Raw genomic sequence first — 14,656 nt, 5'->3', positions numbered from 1 at the left:
CGACCGCACGGAGCGCGTCGCTCGTCCCGTGTGCGTAAGAGATGGAACCGCGGGCCTGCGAGGGAACCGACGAGAGGGGCGGCCCGCATGTGGAGAGGATCGAATGCGCTCTTTGGAAGCCCTGACGCTTGATCAGGTGGTCGACACGGCTCGCTATCCCCTGTCGGATCTTGCGGGCGCCCAGGGACAGGCCGTGGTTTCCCGTGCCCGGCGCGACCTGTTGACTGACGGCTGTACCGTGCTGCCGGACTTCGTCCGCCCGTCGCTGCGCGATGTGCTGCGGAAGGAGTGCTCGGCCATCGCCCCCCGGGCGCACCACGACGTCGAGACGGTGAACGTCTACAACATCGCGGTGGACTCGGCGCTGCCGGAGGACCATCCGGGCCGGAAGACCTTCGAGCGGGGCAACGCCTTCGTCGCGCGGGACCGCATCCCCGCGGACTCCCTCATCAGCCGGCTCTACTCCGACACGGTGTGCCGGCACTTCATCGCCCGCTGCTTCGAACTGCCGGAGCTGCACGAGCTGGCGGACCCGCTCTCCGGGCTGGTTCTCAACGTCGTCGCGCCGGGCATGGAGCACCCCTGGCACTTCGACACCAACGAGTTCACCGTGAGCATGCTCACCCAGCAGGCGCAGGCCGGCGGCGTCTTCGAGTACTGCCCGAACATCCGGACCGCGCAGGACGAGAATTTCGACGACGTCCGGGACGTGGTGGACGGCCGGGGCGAGCGGTTGACCCGGCGCCTGCCCCTGCAACCGGGTGACCTGCAGTTGTTCAAAGGGCGCTATTCGCTGCACCGAGTGAGCCCGGTGCGCGGCGAGGTCGCGCGCCACTCCGCGATATTCGCCTACAGCGAGCGCCCCGGCGTCATCGGGAGCGTGGAACGGACCCGGCAGCTCTTCGGCCGGGTGCTGCCCGAGCACCTGGCGGCCGAGGGCCGGGCGGTCCGCGGCGACCGGCTCCTGGACTAGGACCTGTCGGGCGGCGAGAACGCGTAGTCGCCGTAGGCCGTTTCCCCCTGTGCGATCCCACGTAGGAGTAAGCCCTGTGCGTTTCGACGTGACCGGAAAAGTCTCACTCGACCACATCTACGACCAGCCCGATCCGCGAACCTATTTCAGGGCGCTGCGCCCGCTCGACTACGGCGTTCCGCAGCAGGCCAAGCCCTACTTCGCGAAGATCATCACGGAGTACCGGGAGTCCCAGCACGTAGCGGTACCGAAGGTGCTGGACATCGGCTGCTCGTACGGAATCAACGCCGCCCTGCTGAAGTACGACGCGACCATGGACGAACTGTACGCGCGCTACGGCGGCGAGGAGCGTGCGGGTGAGAGCCGCGAGGCTCTGCTGGCCCGCGACCGGGAGCTGGCCCGGTCACGCCGACCCCCGCAGGCGATCCGCTTCGTCGGCCTCGACACCTCCGGCAGCGCTCTGTCCTACGCGCTTGAGGCCGGGTTCCTCGACGACGCGGTGCACGCCGACCTGGAGGAGCACGAGCCCACACCGCGACAGCGCGCCGGGCTCTCGGGTACGGACCTGGTGATCTCGACGGGCTGCGTCGGCTACGTCACCGAGCGGACGCTCACGCGCGTCGTCCGGGCGCAGGGCACCCGCCGGCCCTGGATGGCGCACTTCGTGCTGCGGATGTTCCCGTTCGACCCCGTCGAGCGCGCCTTGGCGAGTCTGGGCTACCGGACCGTCCGCGTCGACGAGGTGTTCAGACAGCGGCGGTTCGCCTCCCCGCAGGAGCAGGCGCTCGTGCTCGACAGCATGTCGGCCGCGGGGGTGGATCCACGGGGCCTGGAGGCGGAAGGCTGGCTGTACGCACAGCTCCACCTTTCCCGGCCGTACGACATCACAGGTACCGACGATCCGAATCGAGAACAGAGTTGAATACCAGTCAGGATGCGTCAGGCAACGCGACCTTCGCCCAGGAGGACGGCCTCCCGCGCGTGCCGCTGCCCACGCTGGACGCGAGCTGCGAGAGGTTTCTCGCCTGGTGCACGCCGCTGCTGACCGCCGACGAGCGGTCGGCGACCGAGGCGGAGGTCGCCGCCTTCCTCCGGCCCGGTGGCCCCGGCCGGGTGCTGCATGCCGCGCTGGAGGAATACGACGCCACGGAGGGCGTGCACAGCTGGCTCGACACCTTCTGGCCGTACCGATACCTGGGCCGCCGGGACCGGATCGCCCTCAACGCCAACTTCTTCTTCCTGTTCAAGGACTCCGACCAGGCGCAGGTGGAGCGGGCGGCCGGGCTCGTCGCCGGGGCCCTCAACTACAAGCGGCAGCTCGATCAGGGGCTGGTTCCACCGGTGGTGCAGCGCGGAGCACCTCAGTCGATGGTGCAGAACAAGTTCCTGTTCTCCAGCACGCGTATCCCCGGCGTCCCGCAGGACACCGTCCGCGCCCCCTACACCGAGGAGTGGCCGGGCCCGTCCGAGGCCCGGCACGTCGTGGTGTTCTTCCGGGGCGGCATGTTCCGGCTGGACGTGCTGGGTCCGGACGGTGTCCCGCACAGCCTGGACGACATCGAGGCGGGGCTGCGCGCCGTGATGAAGGCCGACCCGGCCGGCGCGGACACCTCGGTGGGCCACCTCACGACCATGGCCCGCGCGGAGTGGGCGGCCGCCCGGGAGTCCCTTCTCGCCTGCCACCCCCGCAACGCCGACGCCCTTGACGATGTCGAGACCGCACTGTTCTGCGTCGCTCTGGAGGACTTCGCCCCCGCGGACGTCCAGGACGCCTGTGACCAGTTGCTGTACGGCGACCGCGGCAACCGCTGGTTCGACAAGGCCGTGTCCTTCGTCGTCTTCGCCGACGGGCGGGCGGGCATCAACGTCGAGCACTGCGAGTTGGACGGGACCACGATCCTCACCTTCACCGACGCCCTGCTCAACACCCCGGCCGAGGAGCAGTCCCGGCAGTCCGGAGCCCGCTCCCAGGGGCTGCCGGCGCTCGAGCCGATCACGTTCGAACTGGACGACGCGCTGCGGGAGCAGGCGCGCTCCGCCGCCGACGCGTTCGCGGCGTACGGGGAGAACACCGCGACCAGCACGTTGTCGTTCACGGACTTCGGCAGCAGCGCGGCCAAGGTGCTGGGGGTCTCGCCGGACGCGTTCGTCCAGGCCGCCTACCAGCTCGCCCACCAGCGCGCCAAGGGGCTCCTGGGCGCCACGTACGAGTCGATCGCCACCCGGCAGTACCGGCACGGCCGGACCGAGGCGATGCGCGTCGTCACCACCGAGATGGTGGCTTTCGTGGCGGCGCTGGAGGACCCGGCAGCGGACGCGGACGCCCGGCGCGCCGCGTTCCGGGCCGCGACGGAGGCCCATGTGGCGCGCGCGAAGGCGTGCCAGGCCGGGCAGGTGCCGGAGCAGCACCTGTGGGAGCTGGAGCTGATCCAGCGCCGGCGGGGGGCCGAGCTCGGGGTGACCGAGCAGCCCGCGCTGTACCGGACGCCGGGCTGGTCGACCATGCGGGACGACTACCTGAGCACGAGCTCCGCGCCGTCCGTCAATATCCAGTACTTCGGCTTCGGTTCGACCAGCAGCCAGTGCATCGGTGTCGCCTATGTGCTGCTTCCCGAGCGGTTCAACCTCTACCTGAGCACGCCGTTGGCGGTCGCCGCGCAGATGGGGACATTCGCCGACCGGCTCCGGGAGGCGATGGACGAACTCCGGGAACTGCTGGCGCCCGAGCGGCCCGAGGACTGACGAACCCCGCTGCCGGACCGGAACTCCCGATCGGGGACCACGGTCCGGCGGCCCGGTCAGCAGCCGACGGGTCGCAGCGCCTCGCCGAGCCGTGCGGGTGCCTCGGCGAGTGACGGTCCGTACCAGGTCAGCAGGCGGCCGTCGACGAGGGCGTGGGGCAGCCCCGGGAAGGCCTCGGGGCCGTCGTCGGCGGTGAAGCGGTACGGCTCGTCCGGCAGCACCACGAGATCCGGGGCCGCCGCGGTCAGCTCGGCGAGCGGAATGCGCGGGTAGCGGTCCTCGTGGTGCGCGTACACGTTGTCGACGCCGAGCCTGGCGAGGACGTCTCCGGCGAAGGTGTCGCGGCCCAGCACCATCCAGGGCCGCCGCCAGATCGGCACGATCGCGGTCGTACGGCGGTCGGGAGCCGCCGGTTCCGTCCACGCGGCCTCCGCCGCGTCCAGCCAGCGCGGGCGACTGCGCGCGCCGCACGCGCCGAGCACCCGGTCCAGTTCACGAAGGGCCCCGGGCACGTCCCGCACCTCGGTGACCAGTACCTCGATGCCCGCCTCGCGCAGGGCGGCCAGATCGGGCTCCCGGTTCTCCTCCTCGTTGGCGACGACGAGGTCGGGCGCGAGCCGTACGACGGCGTCGACGTCGGGGTTCTTGGTGCCCCCGATCCGTACGACGTCGAGGTCCGGGGGGTGGCTGCACCAGTCGGTCGCGCCGACCAGGGCGGCGGGCACGGACACGGCGACGGCCTCCGTGAGCGAGGGCACGAGGGACACCACCCGGATACCGGACACCACCCGCATACCCGTCCGCCTCTCCCGCGCCGTCCGTTCTCCCGCCATCCTCTCCCGCGCCGTCTGCTCCCGCCTCGCTCCAACTCGCCCCGTCTTCTCCCGCACCGCCCTCGGCCGCGCCGCTCAGCGCCTGCCGAGGTTGTGCCGGTCCTCCACCGCGTCGATGTGGTCGGCGACCTCGACGACGACCACCCGGGTGTCCGGCACAGTGGCGCGCCAGCGGTGCCGCACCCCGCCCGTCAGATGGAGGGTGTCCCCGCGCCCCAGTCGATGGGCACGCCCCTCCGCCTCGACCTCGACGGCACCGTCGGCGACGTACATCAACTTGTCGTTGCGGTGCTGGAGTTCGCGTCCCTCTTCGTGATCACCGGTGAACTCGGTGGCGTGCAGCTGGTGGTGACCGCGCACCAGAGGGCGCATGCGGGCCTCGGAAGTGAACTCGGCGCCGGCGTCGGCGCGCACGACGTCGACACTGCACGCCGGGTCGGCGGCGGCGAGCAGTTCGACGGCGGTGGTGCCGAGGGCGTCGGCGACTCGCTCCAGGGAACTTCTGCTGGGCCGGGCCCGCTCGTTCTCCACCTGGCTGAGAAAGGGCACCGACAGGCCACTGCGCTCGGCCACGACGGCAAGGGTGAGCCGCAGTGCCCGACGCCGTCGCCGTACGGCCGCGCCCACCCGAAGGGGCTGTTCTTTGTGGTCGCCCATCGCTCCGGCTCCCTCCCTCGCGTCGTCGGTCCGCGAACCGTCCGGATTTCCGGTCCGCCGCTTCTGATGAGTTGTTTGCACCCTACGCATGTTCGGCAAACCGTTTCATGCACCCGTCACATCGCTGTCACATCGAGGGAGTGTGAGGGTTACAGTTCGCGCCACCGCGCGAGCCGTCGCGCGCCCGGCGCCGCGGCCTACTCGCGCGAGGCGAAAGGGCCGATCACCAGGGCGGGATACCCGTCCGGACCCGTCCGCCGTGGGATCGGATCGCGAATTCCGTTCTCCCAGTGCCCAGTTGGCGGTCCGCGTCGCACCGCGGCCCACGGTGGCCGGCGGGTTCGGCCCCACCGCCGCGCACGGAGCTGATGTGCGGCGGGCCTCGGAGCGGTGCGCGAGGGCGGCCGGCGCCTCGGACGCGCGGTCGACGCCCTGGGCCGAAAACGCGGCGAGAGGGTGCGGTCGCGCACCGCGTAACGGTTGTCCGGATCTCTCCCGTACGCCAGTACGGGACCACGCCGCGTCGTCGCCCGCGTGTGCGGACCGGCATCCGCCCGGACGGGGAGGGATCCGCGGGCCCCGGGAACGCCGCGAGGGGTGGCCCGCGCCGCACGGGGTCAAGAGAACCCGTACGACGAGGACCACCCCTCGGAGTGAACCGCTCACCACACTCGGAGTGAACCGATCACTCCTGACCACACGTCGGAGTGAACCGATCACCATGCCTCGAGGTGAACGGGTCGCCTCCTACTGCGGAGTCATCCGCTCCACCATGTCCGGGTGCTCCTTGAGCCACCCGGCGACGGCGTCCTCCTCGTGCCCCTGCCCGCGCCGCTTGATCTCGCTCTCCAGGCTGCCGAGTTCGGCCTCGCTCAGCCTGAACTTCCTGATCCACTCGGTGAGCTTCGGGTACTGGCCGGGGAACTTCTTGCCGGCGATGGTCCGGATCGTGTTGCCCTCGCCGAACAGCTTCTTGTCGTCGGCGAGCTTGGTGAGCTTGTACTCGCTGTACGCCCAGTGCGGCGACCACAGGGCGACCGCGACCGGCTCCTTCTTGGCGTACGCGCGCTTCAGCTCGGCCAGCATCGCGGGCGTCGAACCGTCGACGACCTTGTACTCCTTGTCGAGGCCGTAACCCGGAAGCACCTTCTTCTTGAGGAGGTTCATCTCACCGGTGCCCGGCTCGATGCCGATGATCCTGCCGCCGAAGGTCTTGCTCCTGCCCTTGAGGTCGGCGAGGGACTTGACGTCCTTCACGTACGAGGGGACGGCGATCTCCAGGGAGGTCGGTTCGTACCACGTGCCGAGATCCCTCAGGTCGTTCTTGTGCTGCTCCCAGTAGTTGGACTGGGCGTACGGCAGCCACGCGTCGAAGTTGAGGTCGAGGTCGCCGGATGCCAGTCCGGTGTAGACCGGGCCGACGTCCATCTGCTTGAGGTTCAGCGTGTAGCCGCGCCGGGCCAGGACGTTCTTCCAGAGGTAGGTGACGGCGACGTCCTCGTCCCAGGGGAACCAGGCGACGTCCAGCGGGCGCTTCGCCTCGGCCGGGGCGGCGGACGCGGAGCCCTTGACCGGCGCGAGCTTGTCGACGACTCCGGGATTCTTCTTCAGCCAGCCGCGCACCGCGTCCTGCTGCTTGCCCTTGCCGGCCTTGTTGATCCGGGCTTCGAGACCGGTGAGCTGCTTCTCGGTCATCCTGAAGTTCTTCAGCCACTGGCCGACGACCGGGTTGTCCTGGGCGAAACCCTTGCGGGAGAGGGTGTGCACGCCGTCGCCCTTGCCCCAGGCGCCCTTCGGGTCCTTGAGCTTCTTCAGCTCGTACTCGCTGTAGGCCCAGTGCGGCGACCACAGGGTGGCGACGATCGGCGCCTTCCTGGCGTACGCGCGCTTCAGCTCGGCCAGCATCGCGGGCGTGGAGCTGTCGACGACCTTGTACTCCTTGTCAAGCCCGTACGCCTTGAGCACCTTGCTCTTGAGCAGGCCCATCATTCCGGCGCTGGACTCGATACCGGTGATCTTGCCCCCGAAGGTGCCGGACTTGCCCTTGAGGTCGTCGAGAGAGTCGATGCCCTTCATGTAGGCGGGCACGGACAGTTCCAGGGACGTCGGGCCGTACCAGGAACCCAGGTCGTCGAGCTGCTTGCCGTACTTCTTCCAGTACTGCGCGTGCGTGGTCGGCAGCCAGGAGTCGGTCTCGAAGTCGACGTCGCCCTGGGCCAGCGAGGTGTACAGCGGGCCCGCGTCGAACTGCTTGGTCTCCACTTGGAAGCCGCGCCGCTCCAGGATCTCCTGCCAGAGGAAGGTGGAGGCGACGCCCTCGTCCCAGGGGATGTAGCCGATGGTGACCTTCTTGCCCTGGCCGACGTTCTCGCCGTCGGGCGCGGTGGAGGCCGAGCCGGTACCGCCGAGGATTCCCATGCCGCCCGCGACCAGGGCGAGCACGACGACGCCCGCCATGGCGACTACGGGACGGGGGCGGTACGACCAGATCCGCAGGCCCTGCGCGGCGCGCGCCTTGGCTGCGGCGCGGCGGCCGAGCGGGGAGACCTGGGTGCCCAGCGCGCCGGTCATGCGGTCGAGGTAGATCGCGAGGATGACGATGGCGACGCCGGCTTCGGAGCCGAGGCCGACGTTCAACTGGCCGATGGCCTCGTTGACATCGCCGCCGAGACCGCCGGTGCCGACCATGCCCGCGATGGCCGCCATGGACAGGCCCAGCATGATGACCTGGTTGACGCCCGCCATGACGGTGGGCAGTGCGAGCGGGAGCTGGATGCGCAGCAGGGTGTCGCGCGGGGTGGTGCCGAACGCGTCGGCGGCCTCGACCAGTTCCTTGTCGACCTGGCGGATGCCCAGCTCGGTCATGCGGACACCGGGGGCCAGCGCGAAGATCAGGGTGGCGACGATGCCGGCGGGGGCACCGGTGCCGAAGAACAGGATCGCCGGGATGAGGTAGATCATCGCGGGCAGCGTCTGCATGAAGTCGAGGACCGGCCGGACGATGCCGCTGACCCGGTCGGAGCGGGCCGCCCAGATGCCCACGGGCACGGAGACGACGAGCGCGATGAGCGTCGCGACGAGGACCAGGGACAGGGTCACCATCGCGTCCTCCCACAGTTCGAGGGAGTCGATGAAGGCGAATCCGGCGAAGGTGAGGACACCGGCGGAGGTGCCGCGCAGCCAGAAGGCGACGACCGCGAAGATACCGGCGAGGAGAAGCGGTTGCGGCGCCTGGAGGACGGCGTCGATGCCGTCGTAGGTGCCCGAGAAGACGGTCTTGAGGAAGTCGAAGAGCCACGCCATGTGGTTCAGCAGCCAGTCGACCGCGCTGTTGACCCAGTCGCCGAAGGGGATCCTAGGCACCGGCCTTCACCTCCTCGTTCCGCGTGCTGGGACACCGCTCGGGCGTGCCCCTCTCGTCCCCGAGGAAGCCGACGAGCCGCTGTCGCGGGACGACTCCGACGAGTGCGCGGTCCTCGTCGAGCACGGCGACCGGGTGGGAGAGCCGGGCGCTGATCGCGCAGAGGTCCACGAACGGGGTGTCGGGAGTGGCGGTCTCGCAGGAGCAGTCGGCCTCGTCGCCGCGCAGGTCCGTGTCCATGACGGCGCCCGCGGTCAGCACCCGCGAGCGGTCGACGTCCTGGGTGAAGGAGGCGACGTAGTCGTCGGCGGGCCGGACGAGGATGTCCTCGGCGGTGCCGATCTGGACGATGCGGCCGTCGCGCATGACGGCGATCCGGTCGCCGAGGCGCATCGCCTCGTTGAGGTCGTGCGTGATGAAGACGATGGTCTTCTTGAGCTTCTTCTGGAGCTCGATCAGCTGGTCCTGCATGTCGCGGCGGATCAGCGGGTCGAGCGCGCTGAACGACTCGTCCATGAGCAGCAGATCGGCGTCGGTGGCGAGCGCGCGGGCGAGCCCCACACGCTGCTGCATTCCGCCGGACAGTTCGTCGGGCCAGGACTTCTCCCAGCCGGCGAGTCCGGCGAGTTCCAGGGCCGTGGCCGCCCGTTCCCTGCGTTCGGCGGCCGGTACGCCCTGGACCTCCAGGCCGTAGCCGGCGTTCTCCAGCACGCTGCGGTGCGGGAACAGCGCGAAGTGCTGGAAGACCATGCTGATCTTCCGGGAGCGGACCTCGCGCAGTTCGCGCGCGCTGAGCGCGGTGAGGTCCTGTCCGTCGAAGCGCACGTGTCCCGCGGTGGGCTCCAGCAGTCCGTTGAGCATGCGCAGCAGCGTGGACTTGCCGGATCCGGACAGGCCCATGACGACGAAGGTCTGCCCTGGTTCCACGGTGAAGGACGCGTCGATCACGGCGGCGGTGGTGCCGTCGGCGCGCAGTTCCTCACGGTCGGCCCCCTGACGGAGCCGCTCCACGGCCGCTTCCGATCGTCTTCCGAACACCTTGTACAGATGGTCGGCCTCAAGCCTGGATGACACGTGTGCCTCTCGTTCTGACGCGGGGAACGGGTTGAACAAATACTTTCGACGTTCCCGACGGCTGGTGACGGTTGAATGCACAACCGGGTCCGTTCAGAGGCGGCGCCTGCCCTCGCTTACACGGAGCAAACACGGGAGTGGTCCAGGTCACTGTCAGTGGCGTACGGCATGATGCGGAGCGTGACTCTGCAGACGCGACGACTCATGCTTCTCGACACCGCCTCGCTGTACTTCCGCGCCTATTTCGGCGTGCCGGAATCCGTGAAGGCCCCGGACGGCACACCGGTGAACGCCGTGCGCGGGCTGCTGGAGTTCATCGACCGCCTGGTCAAGGACCACCGCCCGGACGATCTGGTGGCCTGCATGGACGCGGACTGGCGCCCGCAGTGGCGGGTCGATCTGATCCCGTCGTACAAGGCGCACCGGGTCGCGGTGGAGACCGAGACCGGCCCGGACGAGGAGGAGGTGCCGGACACGCTCTCCCCGCAGGTGCCCGTCATCGAGGACGTCCTGGACGCGCTGGGCATCGCTCGCGTAGGGGTCGAGCGGTACGAGGCCGACGACGTGATCGGCACGTTCACCGGACGCGCCACGGGCCCGGTCGACATCGTCACCGGAGACCGTGACCTGTATCAACTCGTCGACGACAAGCGGGGGGTGCGCGTGCTGTATCCCCTCAAGGGTGTCGGAACGCTCCAGCTCACCGACGAGGCATGGCTGCGCGAGAAGTACGGCGTGGACGGTCCGGGGTACGCGGATCTGGCACTGCTGCGCGGCGACCCGAGCGACGGGCTGCCCGGAGTGCCCGGCATCGGGGAGAAGACGGCCGCCAAACTGCTCGCCGAGTTCGGCGACCTGGCCGGGATCATGGCCGCCGTCGACGACCCCGAGGCCAGGCTGACGCCCTCTCAGCGCAAGCGACTCGACGAGTCCCGGCCGTACCTCGCCGTGGCGCCGACTGTCGTCAAGGTGGCCGGGGACGTGCCGCTGCCCGAGGTGGACACGGCGCTGCCGCACGCGCCGCGCCACCCCGCCGCGCTCGACGAACTGGCCGCACGCTGGGGCCTGGGCGGCTCGTTGCACCGCTTGCTCACGACGCTGCAGGCATAGCCGAACGCTCCTGACGCGACGGATATCACTTCAGGCCTAGGTGCCACAAAGGAAGGGGTGCTAACTTAGGTAAGCCTAAGCATGCGAATCAGGAGGCAGTCATGGCAGAGCGCCCGGAACGCAAGCCCCGGAAGCCCCACTCCGCGAAGGTCGTGCGGACCGAGCGGCTGACCCCCCACATGCAACGGGTGGTGCTGGGAGGCGACACCCTGGTGGACTTCGCCGCGGGCACGAGCACCGACCACTATGTGAAACTGCTGTTCGGCCCCGCGGGCGTCACCTATCCCGAGCCTTTCGACCTGGAGCGCATCCGCGAGGAGTTCCCGCGCGAGCAGTGGCCGGTGACACGGACGTACACCGTGCGCGCCTGGGACCCCGAAGTGCGCGAGCTGACACTGGACTTCGTGGTGCACGGGGACGAGGGGCTCGCCGGGCCGTGGGCCCTTCGCGTGCAACCGGGCGAGGTCGTCCGGTTCAATGGTCCCGGTGGCGCCTACGCGCCCGACACGAGCGCCGACTGGCATCTGCTCGCCGGTGACGAGAGCGCGCTGCCCGCGATCGCCGCCGCCCTGGAGTCGCTGCCCGACGCCGCCGTCGTGCGCGCCTTCGTCGAGGTCTCCGGACCCGAGGAGGAGCAGAAGATCGACTCCGACGCGGAGGTCGTCTGGCTGCACCGCGGTGACCGGCCCGTCGGCGCGGCCCTGGTGGAGGCCGTACGAGCGCTGGAGTTCCCGGAGGGCCGGGTGCACGCGTTCGTGCACGGCGAGGCGGGCTTCGTGAAGGAGCTGCGGGGGCTGCTGCGGGTCGAGCGCGGGATTTCGCGCGACGACCTGTCCATCTCCGGCTACTGGCGTCTCGGTCACAACGAGGACGGCTGGCAGGCGGCGAAGCGCGCGTGGAACGCCCAGGTGGAGGCGGAGCAGGAGGCGTCGGCCTGACGCCGGCTCACCACCCCGTACGTCACCACCCCGTACATACGTCAGGAGGCGGACCCGCGTCGCGCGGGCCGCCTCCTGACGTATGTACGTAGGTACGCAACAGCCGGGCGGGGCGGCCGCCGCGCGCCGCACCGGCCACCACCTACGGGCTCGACGGGCCACCGCCCGCGCGCGAGACCGGCCGCCCGCGCGCGAGGCCGGCGCCGGCCCGTGGGCCTGACCGACCGCCGCCCATGACCCCGGCCGGCCACCGCCCTTGGGCGTGACCGGCCGTCCGCCCCAGGGGCTACACCGACCGCTGATACGACCGGAACGTGCGGATCGACAGCCAGACCGCCGCCACCGCGAGCGCGAGCAGCGCGCCCGTCCGGCTGAGCACGTCACCCCAGTCGGGGTGCTGGGACATCGCCGAACGGCCCGCGACCATCGCCCAGTTGAGCGGGTTGAAGTCGGCGATGTGCCGAATCCAGCCGGGCATCTGCGACGGCGCCATGAAGGCGCTGGAGAGGAACGTCAGCGGCAGCAGCAGGAAGGTGTTGATCCCGATGATCGACTCCCGCTCCTGCACCAGCATGCCCAGTGCGTTGGACAACGCTCCGAACACCGTGCCGAGCAGGACCGAGGCGAGGACCAGGATCGCCACACCGCCGACGCCGCCCGGGTAGTCGGCGCCGCCGGCGAGTCCGAGGAGCACGATGACGACCGACTGCAGTGCGGTGATCAGGCCGTTGTTGACGACGTTGCCGTTCATCAGCGCGGCCCGGCTGACCGGGGTGGTCAGGAAGCGGTTGAGCGTGCCGCGCTGGATCTCCTCCAACGTGCCCATCCCGGCCCACATGTTGGAGCTGAGGGCGCTCATCACGACCACACCCGGCACCAGGTAGTCGAGGTAGGAGGTGGTGCCGAAGCCGCCGAGCTCGACGACCTTCTTGAAGAGGCTGCCGAACAGGAAGAGCCAGATCACCGGCTGGATCAGGGTGATGATCGCGTACGCGGGCTGGCGGGCCAACACCATGAGTTGACGCTGCGTCATGTACCAGGTCTGGGAAACGGCCGCGCTCATCGGGCACCTCCGGCGAGAACGAAGGAGTCGGCGCCTTCCGCCTCGGCCTCCGCGTAACGGCGGCCCGCGTAGCGGAGATAGACGTCGTCGAGCGAGGGACGGGCGACGGTCGCGGCGGCGACCTTGACCCCGGCCCGGTCCAGGGCTCCGAGCAGGGCGGGTACCGCGGCCCCGCCGTCGTCGGCGCGGACGCTGATCCGCCGCCCGTCGAGCAGCACCTGATGCACGCCCGGCAGTGAGCCGAGGGTGCCCTCCAGCAGCGTACGGCCGGCTTCGCCGACCGCCTCGGTCAGTTCCACATGGACGGCGTCGCCGCGGAGTTCGCCCTTCAGCTCGTCCGGGGTGCCCTCGACGACGACACGGCCGCGGTCGACGATGGCGATGCGCTCGGCGAGCCGGTCGGCCTCTTCCAGGTAGTGCGTGGTGAGCAGGATGGTCAGGCCCTCGTCGCCGGCGAGCCGGGCGATCTCCTCCCACATCGCGGTGCGCGCCTCGGGGTCGAGTCCGGTGGTGGGCTCGTCGAGGAAGAGCACCTCGGGCCGGTGGACCAGACCGAGCGCCACGTCCAGGCGCCGCCGCATGCCGCCCGAGTAACCCTTGACCGGGCGCCGCGCTGCGTCGGCGAGGGTGAACCGCTCCAGGAGTTCGTCGACCCGGCGGTCCAGGCCCGCGCCCCTCAGACCGTAGAGCCTGCCCTGGAGCCGGAGGTTCTCCCGGCCGGTCGCCACCGGGTCGGCGCCCGAGCTCTGGGCGACCACGCCGATCGCGCGCCGCACCCGGTCCGGGTGGCGCAGTACGTCGTGGCCCGCGACGGTGGCGGTGCCCGAGTCGGGGCGGGCCAGTGTGGTGAGGATCTTGACGGTGGTGGACTTGCCGGCGCCGTTCGGGCCGAGGAGGCCGAAGACGGTGCCCTGCTCCACGGTGATGTCCATGCCGCTGAGCGCGGTGACGTCACCGGAATAGGTCTTGATCAGCTGACGCGCCTCGACCGCGGGCGCACGAGTACTACTCATGACGACTGCTCTCCCAAGTGAGCGGATGCTCGGCGTGAAGCCGAGTGATCTCGGATTCCCGAGTGGTCTCGGGTGACTGCCGAGCTGATCCGCGTGAAGAGCGCCGGGCTATCCTGGGTGTGCCGCACCTCGATGGCCTGGAACTGCCGCACGGCGGATTCAGTTCGGGGTTCGAGACCCTGGTGGGACTGGTGCAACAGTCCTGCCGGGGTCTGTTCTTCTTCGGGTCACTGCTCGAAGGGTCACTGCTCGAAGTGGCGCTCCTCCACGTCCTGGAACTCGGGCGGGATCTCCCCCGTCTCGTGGAAGGTCCGCCACGCCTCGACGCCCGGCAGCGTGCCGTCCCTGAGCTCCTTGAGGAAGCCCCGGACCCACTGTGCCTGCGCCTCGATCATGTGCAGCTGGTACTCGCTCTCCACGAGGAAGAGCCGGGGCAGCGTCTCGTACAGCTTCGCCAGACCGCCGTGGGCGCTCGCGGCCTGCACTTCGAGGGAGTTGAGCCGCTCCGCGAGCAGCCGCGCGACCTCGTCCGGAGGCAGCACCCCCATGAGCGAGAGCGCCGTCTCGAAAATCGGGTACTCACGCGCCGGGACGGCCATCAGGTCGGAGAGCCATTCGGTCATCTCCTCGCGCCCGGCCTCGGTGATGCCGTAGATCGTGCGCTCCGGACGGTTGCCCTGCCGCTCCACATCGGTGACCTCGACGAAGCCGTGTTTCTCCAGGTTCTGCACGACCGTGTACAGAGACCCGTAGTTGATCTTCGTGCTGCTGTCCTTGCCCTGACGGCGCAACGTCCGGGCGATCTCGTACGGATGCATCGGTTTCTGCCAGAGCGTCGTCATGACGGCGAGCGCCAGCGGGTTGCTCAGCTTGCGTCGCTTCATCGCCATCA

Annotated in this window: 12 protein-coding genes; 5 read left to right on the top strand and 7 right to left on the bottom strand. The window is 69.9% G+C overall.

The window, feature by feature from the left end; all coding sequences use genetic code 11:
• Positions 1–103 precede the first annotated feature (103 nt).
• The 3 genes from ACFYR3_RS11155 to ACFYR3_RS11145 all read left to right on the top strand — a co-directional run bounded on the left by ACFYR3_RS11155 (position 104) and on the right by ACFYR3_RS11145 (position 3,715).
• Positions 104–973 (top strand): arpA protein, encoded by an 870-nt coding sequence (locus ACFYR3_RS11155; RefSeq protein WP_389282518.1) that lies wholly within the window; start codon positions 104–106, stop codon positions 971–973.
• Positions 974–1,049: 76 nt separating this feature from the next.
• Positions 1,050–1,895 carry a class I SAM-dependent methyltransferase gene (locus ACFYR3_RS11150; RefSeq protein ID WP_355839775.1) on the top strand — a complete coding sequence of 282 codons (846 nt, stop codon included), beginning with the start codon at positions 1,050–1,052 and terminating at the stop codon, positions 1,893–1,895.
• A complete protein-coding gene (locus ACFYR3_RS11145) occupies positions 1,892–3,715 on the top strand; it encodes a choline/carnitine O-acyltransferase (RefSeq protein ID WP_389282516.1) in 1,824 nt (607 codons plus the stop codon). Before ACFYR3_RS11150 ends, ACFYR3_RS11145 begins: the two co-directional genes overlap by 4 nt.
• Before the next feature lie 56 nt (positions 3,716–3,771).
• Here the strand turns inward: ACFYR3_RS11145 and ACFYR3_RS11140 are convergent, their stop codons facing one another.
• The 4 genes from ACFYR3_RS11140 to ACFYR3_RS11125 all read right to left on the bottom strand — a co-directional run bounded on the left by ACFYR3_RS11140 (position 3,772) and on the right by ACFYR3_RS11125 (position 9,640).
• Positions 3,772–4,509, bottom strand: a complete 738-nt coding sequence (locus ACFYR3_RS11140) for a helical backbone metal receptor (protein ID WP_355839779.1) — start codon at positions 4,507–4,509, stop codon at positions 3,772–3,774.
• Positions 4,510–4,623: 114 nt separating this feature from the next.
• On the bottom strand, positions 4,624–5,205 hold the full coding sequence (locus ACFYR3_RS11135) for an XRE family transcriptional regulator (RefSeq protein WP_355839781.1): 582 nt from the start codon (positions 5,203–5,205) through the stop codon (positions 4,624–4,626).
• 747 nt (positions 5,206–5,952) lie between these two features.
• Positions 5,953–8,568, bottom strand: coding sequence for an ABC transporter permease/substrate binding protein (locus tag ACFYR3_RS11130; RefSeq protein ID WP_389282513.1), 2,616 nt, complete (start codon positions 8,566–8,568; stop codon positions 5,953–5,955).
• Positions 8,561–9,640: a betaine/proline/choline family ABC transporter ATP-binding protein gene (locus tag ACFYR3_RS11125; protein WP_355839785.1), complete on the bottom strand. Its 1,080-nt coding sequence runs from the start codon at positions 9,638–9,640 to the stop codon at positions 8,561–8,563. The genes ACFYR3_RS11130 and ACFYR3_RS11125 overlap by 8 nt, the downstream gene beginning before the upstream one ends.
• Before the next feature lie 171 nt (positions 9,641–9,811).
• On the opposite strand from ACFYR3_RS11125, the gene ACFYR3_RS11120 reads away from it, so the two are divergent.
• Together ACFYR3_RS11120 and ACFYR3_RS11115 are read left to right on the top strand one after the other, a co-directional pair.
• Positions 9,812–10,750, top strand: coding sequence for a 5'-3' exonuclease (locus ACFYR3_RS11120; RefSeq protein ID WP_355840006.1), 939 nt, complete (start codon positions 9,812–9,814; stop codon positions 10,748–10,750).
• 101 nt (positions 10,751–10,851) lie between these two features.
• Positions 10,852–11,688 (top strand): siderophore-interacting protein, encoded by an 837-nt coding sequence (locus tag ACFYR3_RS11115; protein ID WP_355839787.1) that lies wholly within the window; start codon positions 10,852–10,854, stop codon positions 11,686–11,688.
• A 286-nt stretch (positions 11,689–11,974) separates the two neighbouring features.
• On the opposite strand, the gene ACFYR3_RS11110 is transcribed toward ACFYR3_RS11115, so the two are convergent.
• The 3 genes from ACFYR3_RS11110 to ACFYR3_RS11100 all read right to left on the bottom strand — a co-directional run bounded on the left by ACFYR3_RS11110 (position 11,975) and on the right by ACFYR3_RS11100 (position 14,654).
• On the bottom strand, positions 11,975–12,751 hold the full coding sequence (locus ACFYR3_RS11110; RefSeq protein ID WP_389282511.1) for an ABC transporter permease: 777 nt from the start codon (positions 12,749–12,751) through the stop codon (positions 11,975–11,977).
• A complete protein-coding gene (locus tag ACFYR3_RS11105; RefSeq protein WP_355839790.1) occupies positions 12,748–13,764 on the bottom strand; it encodes an ATP-binding cassette domain-containing protein in 1,017 nt (338 codons plus the stop codon). The genes ACFYR3_RS11110 and ACFYR3_RS11105 overlap by 4 nt, the downstream gene beginning before the upstream one ends.
• A gap of 242 nt (positions 13,765–14,006) precedes the next feature.
• Positions 14,007–14,654: a PadR family transcriptional regulator gene (locus ACFYR3_RS11100; RefSeq protein ID WP_355839792.1), complete on the bottom strand. Its 648-nt coding sequence runs from the start codon at positions 14,652–14,654 to the stop codon at positions 14,007–14,009.
• Positions 14,655–14,656 lie beyond the last annotated feature (2 nt).

It is taken from the genome of Streptomyces sp. NPDC005784 (genome assembly GCF_042871525.1).
Lineage (GTDB): Bacteria > Actinomycetota > Actinomycetes > Streptomycetales > Streptomycetaceae > Streptomyces.
Note: the sequence above shows the minus strand (reverse complement) of the source record. Positions and strands in the feature narration are given on the sequence as shown.

Bases quoted from the DNA above. Each gene is read 5' to 3' on its own strand.
- ACFYR3_RS11155 (WP_389282518.1), top strand. From the start codon at position 104: ATGCGCTCTTTGGAAGCCCTGACGCTTGATCAGGTGGTCGACACGGCT.
- ACFYR3_RS11140 (WP_355839779.1), bottom strand. From the start codon at position 4,509: ATGCGGGTGGTGTCCGGTATCCGGGTGGTGTCCCTCGTGCCCTCGCTC.
- ACFYR3_RS11135 (WP_355839781.1), bottom strand. From the start codon at position 5,205: ATGGGCGACCACAAAGAACAGCCCCTTCGGGTGGGCGCGGCCGTACGG.
- ACFYR3_RS11120 (WP_355840006.1), top strand. From the start codon at position 9,812: ATGCGGAGCGTGACTCTGCAGACGCGACGACTCATGCTTCTCGACACC.
- ACFYR3_RS11115 (WP_355839787.1), top strand. From the start codon at position 10,852: ATGGCAGAGCGCCCGGAACGCAAGCCCCGGAAGCCCCACTCCGCGAAG.
- ACFYR3_RS11110 (WP_389282511.1), bottom strand. From the start codon at position 12,751: ATGAGCGCGGCCGTTTCCCAGACCTGGTACATGACGCAGCGTCAACTC.
- ACFYR3_RS11105 (WP_355839790.1), bottom strand. From the start codon at position 13,764: ATGAGTAGTACTCGTGCGCCCGCGGTCGAGGCGCGTCAGCTGATCAAG.
- ACFYR3_RS11100 (WP_355839792.1), bottom strand. From the start codon at position 14,654: ATGGCGATGAAGCGACGCAAGCTGAGCAACCCGCTGGCGCTCGCCGTC.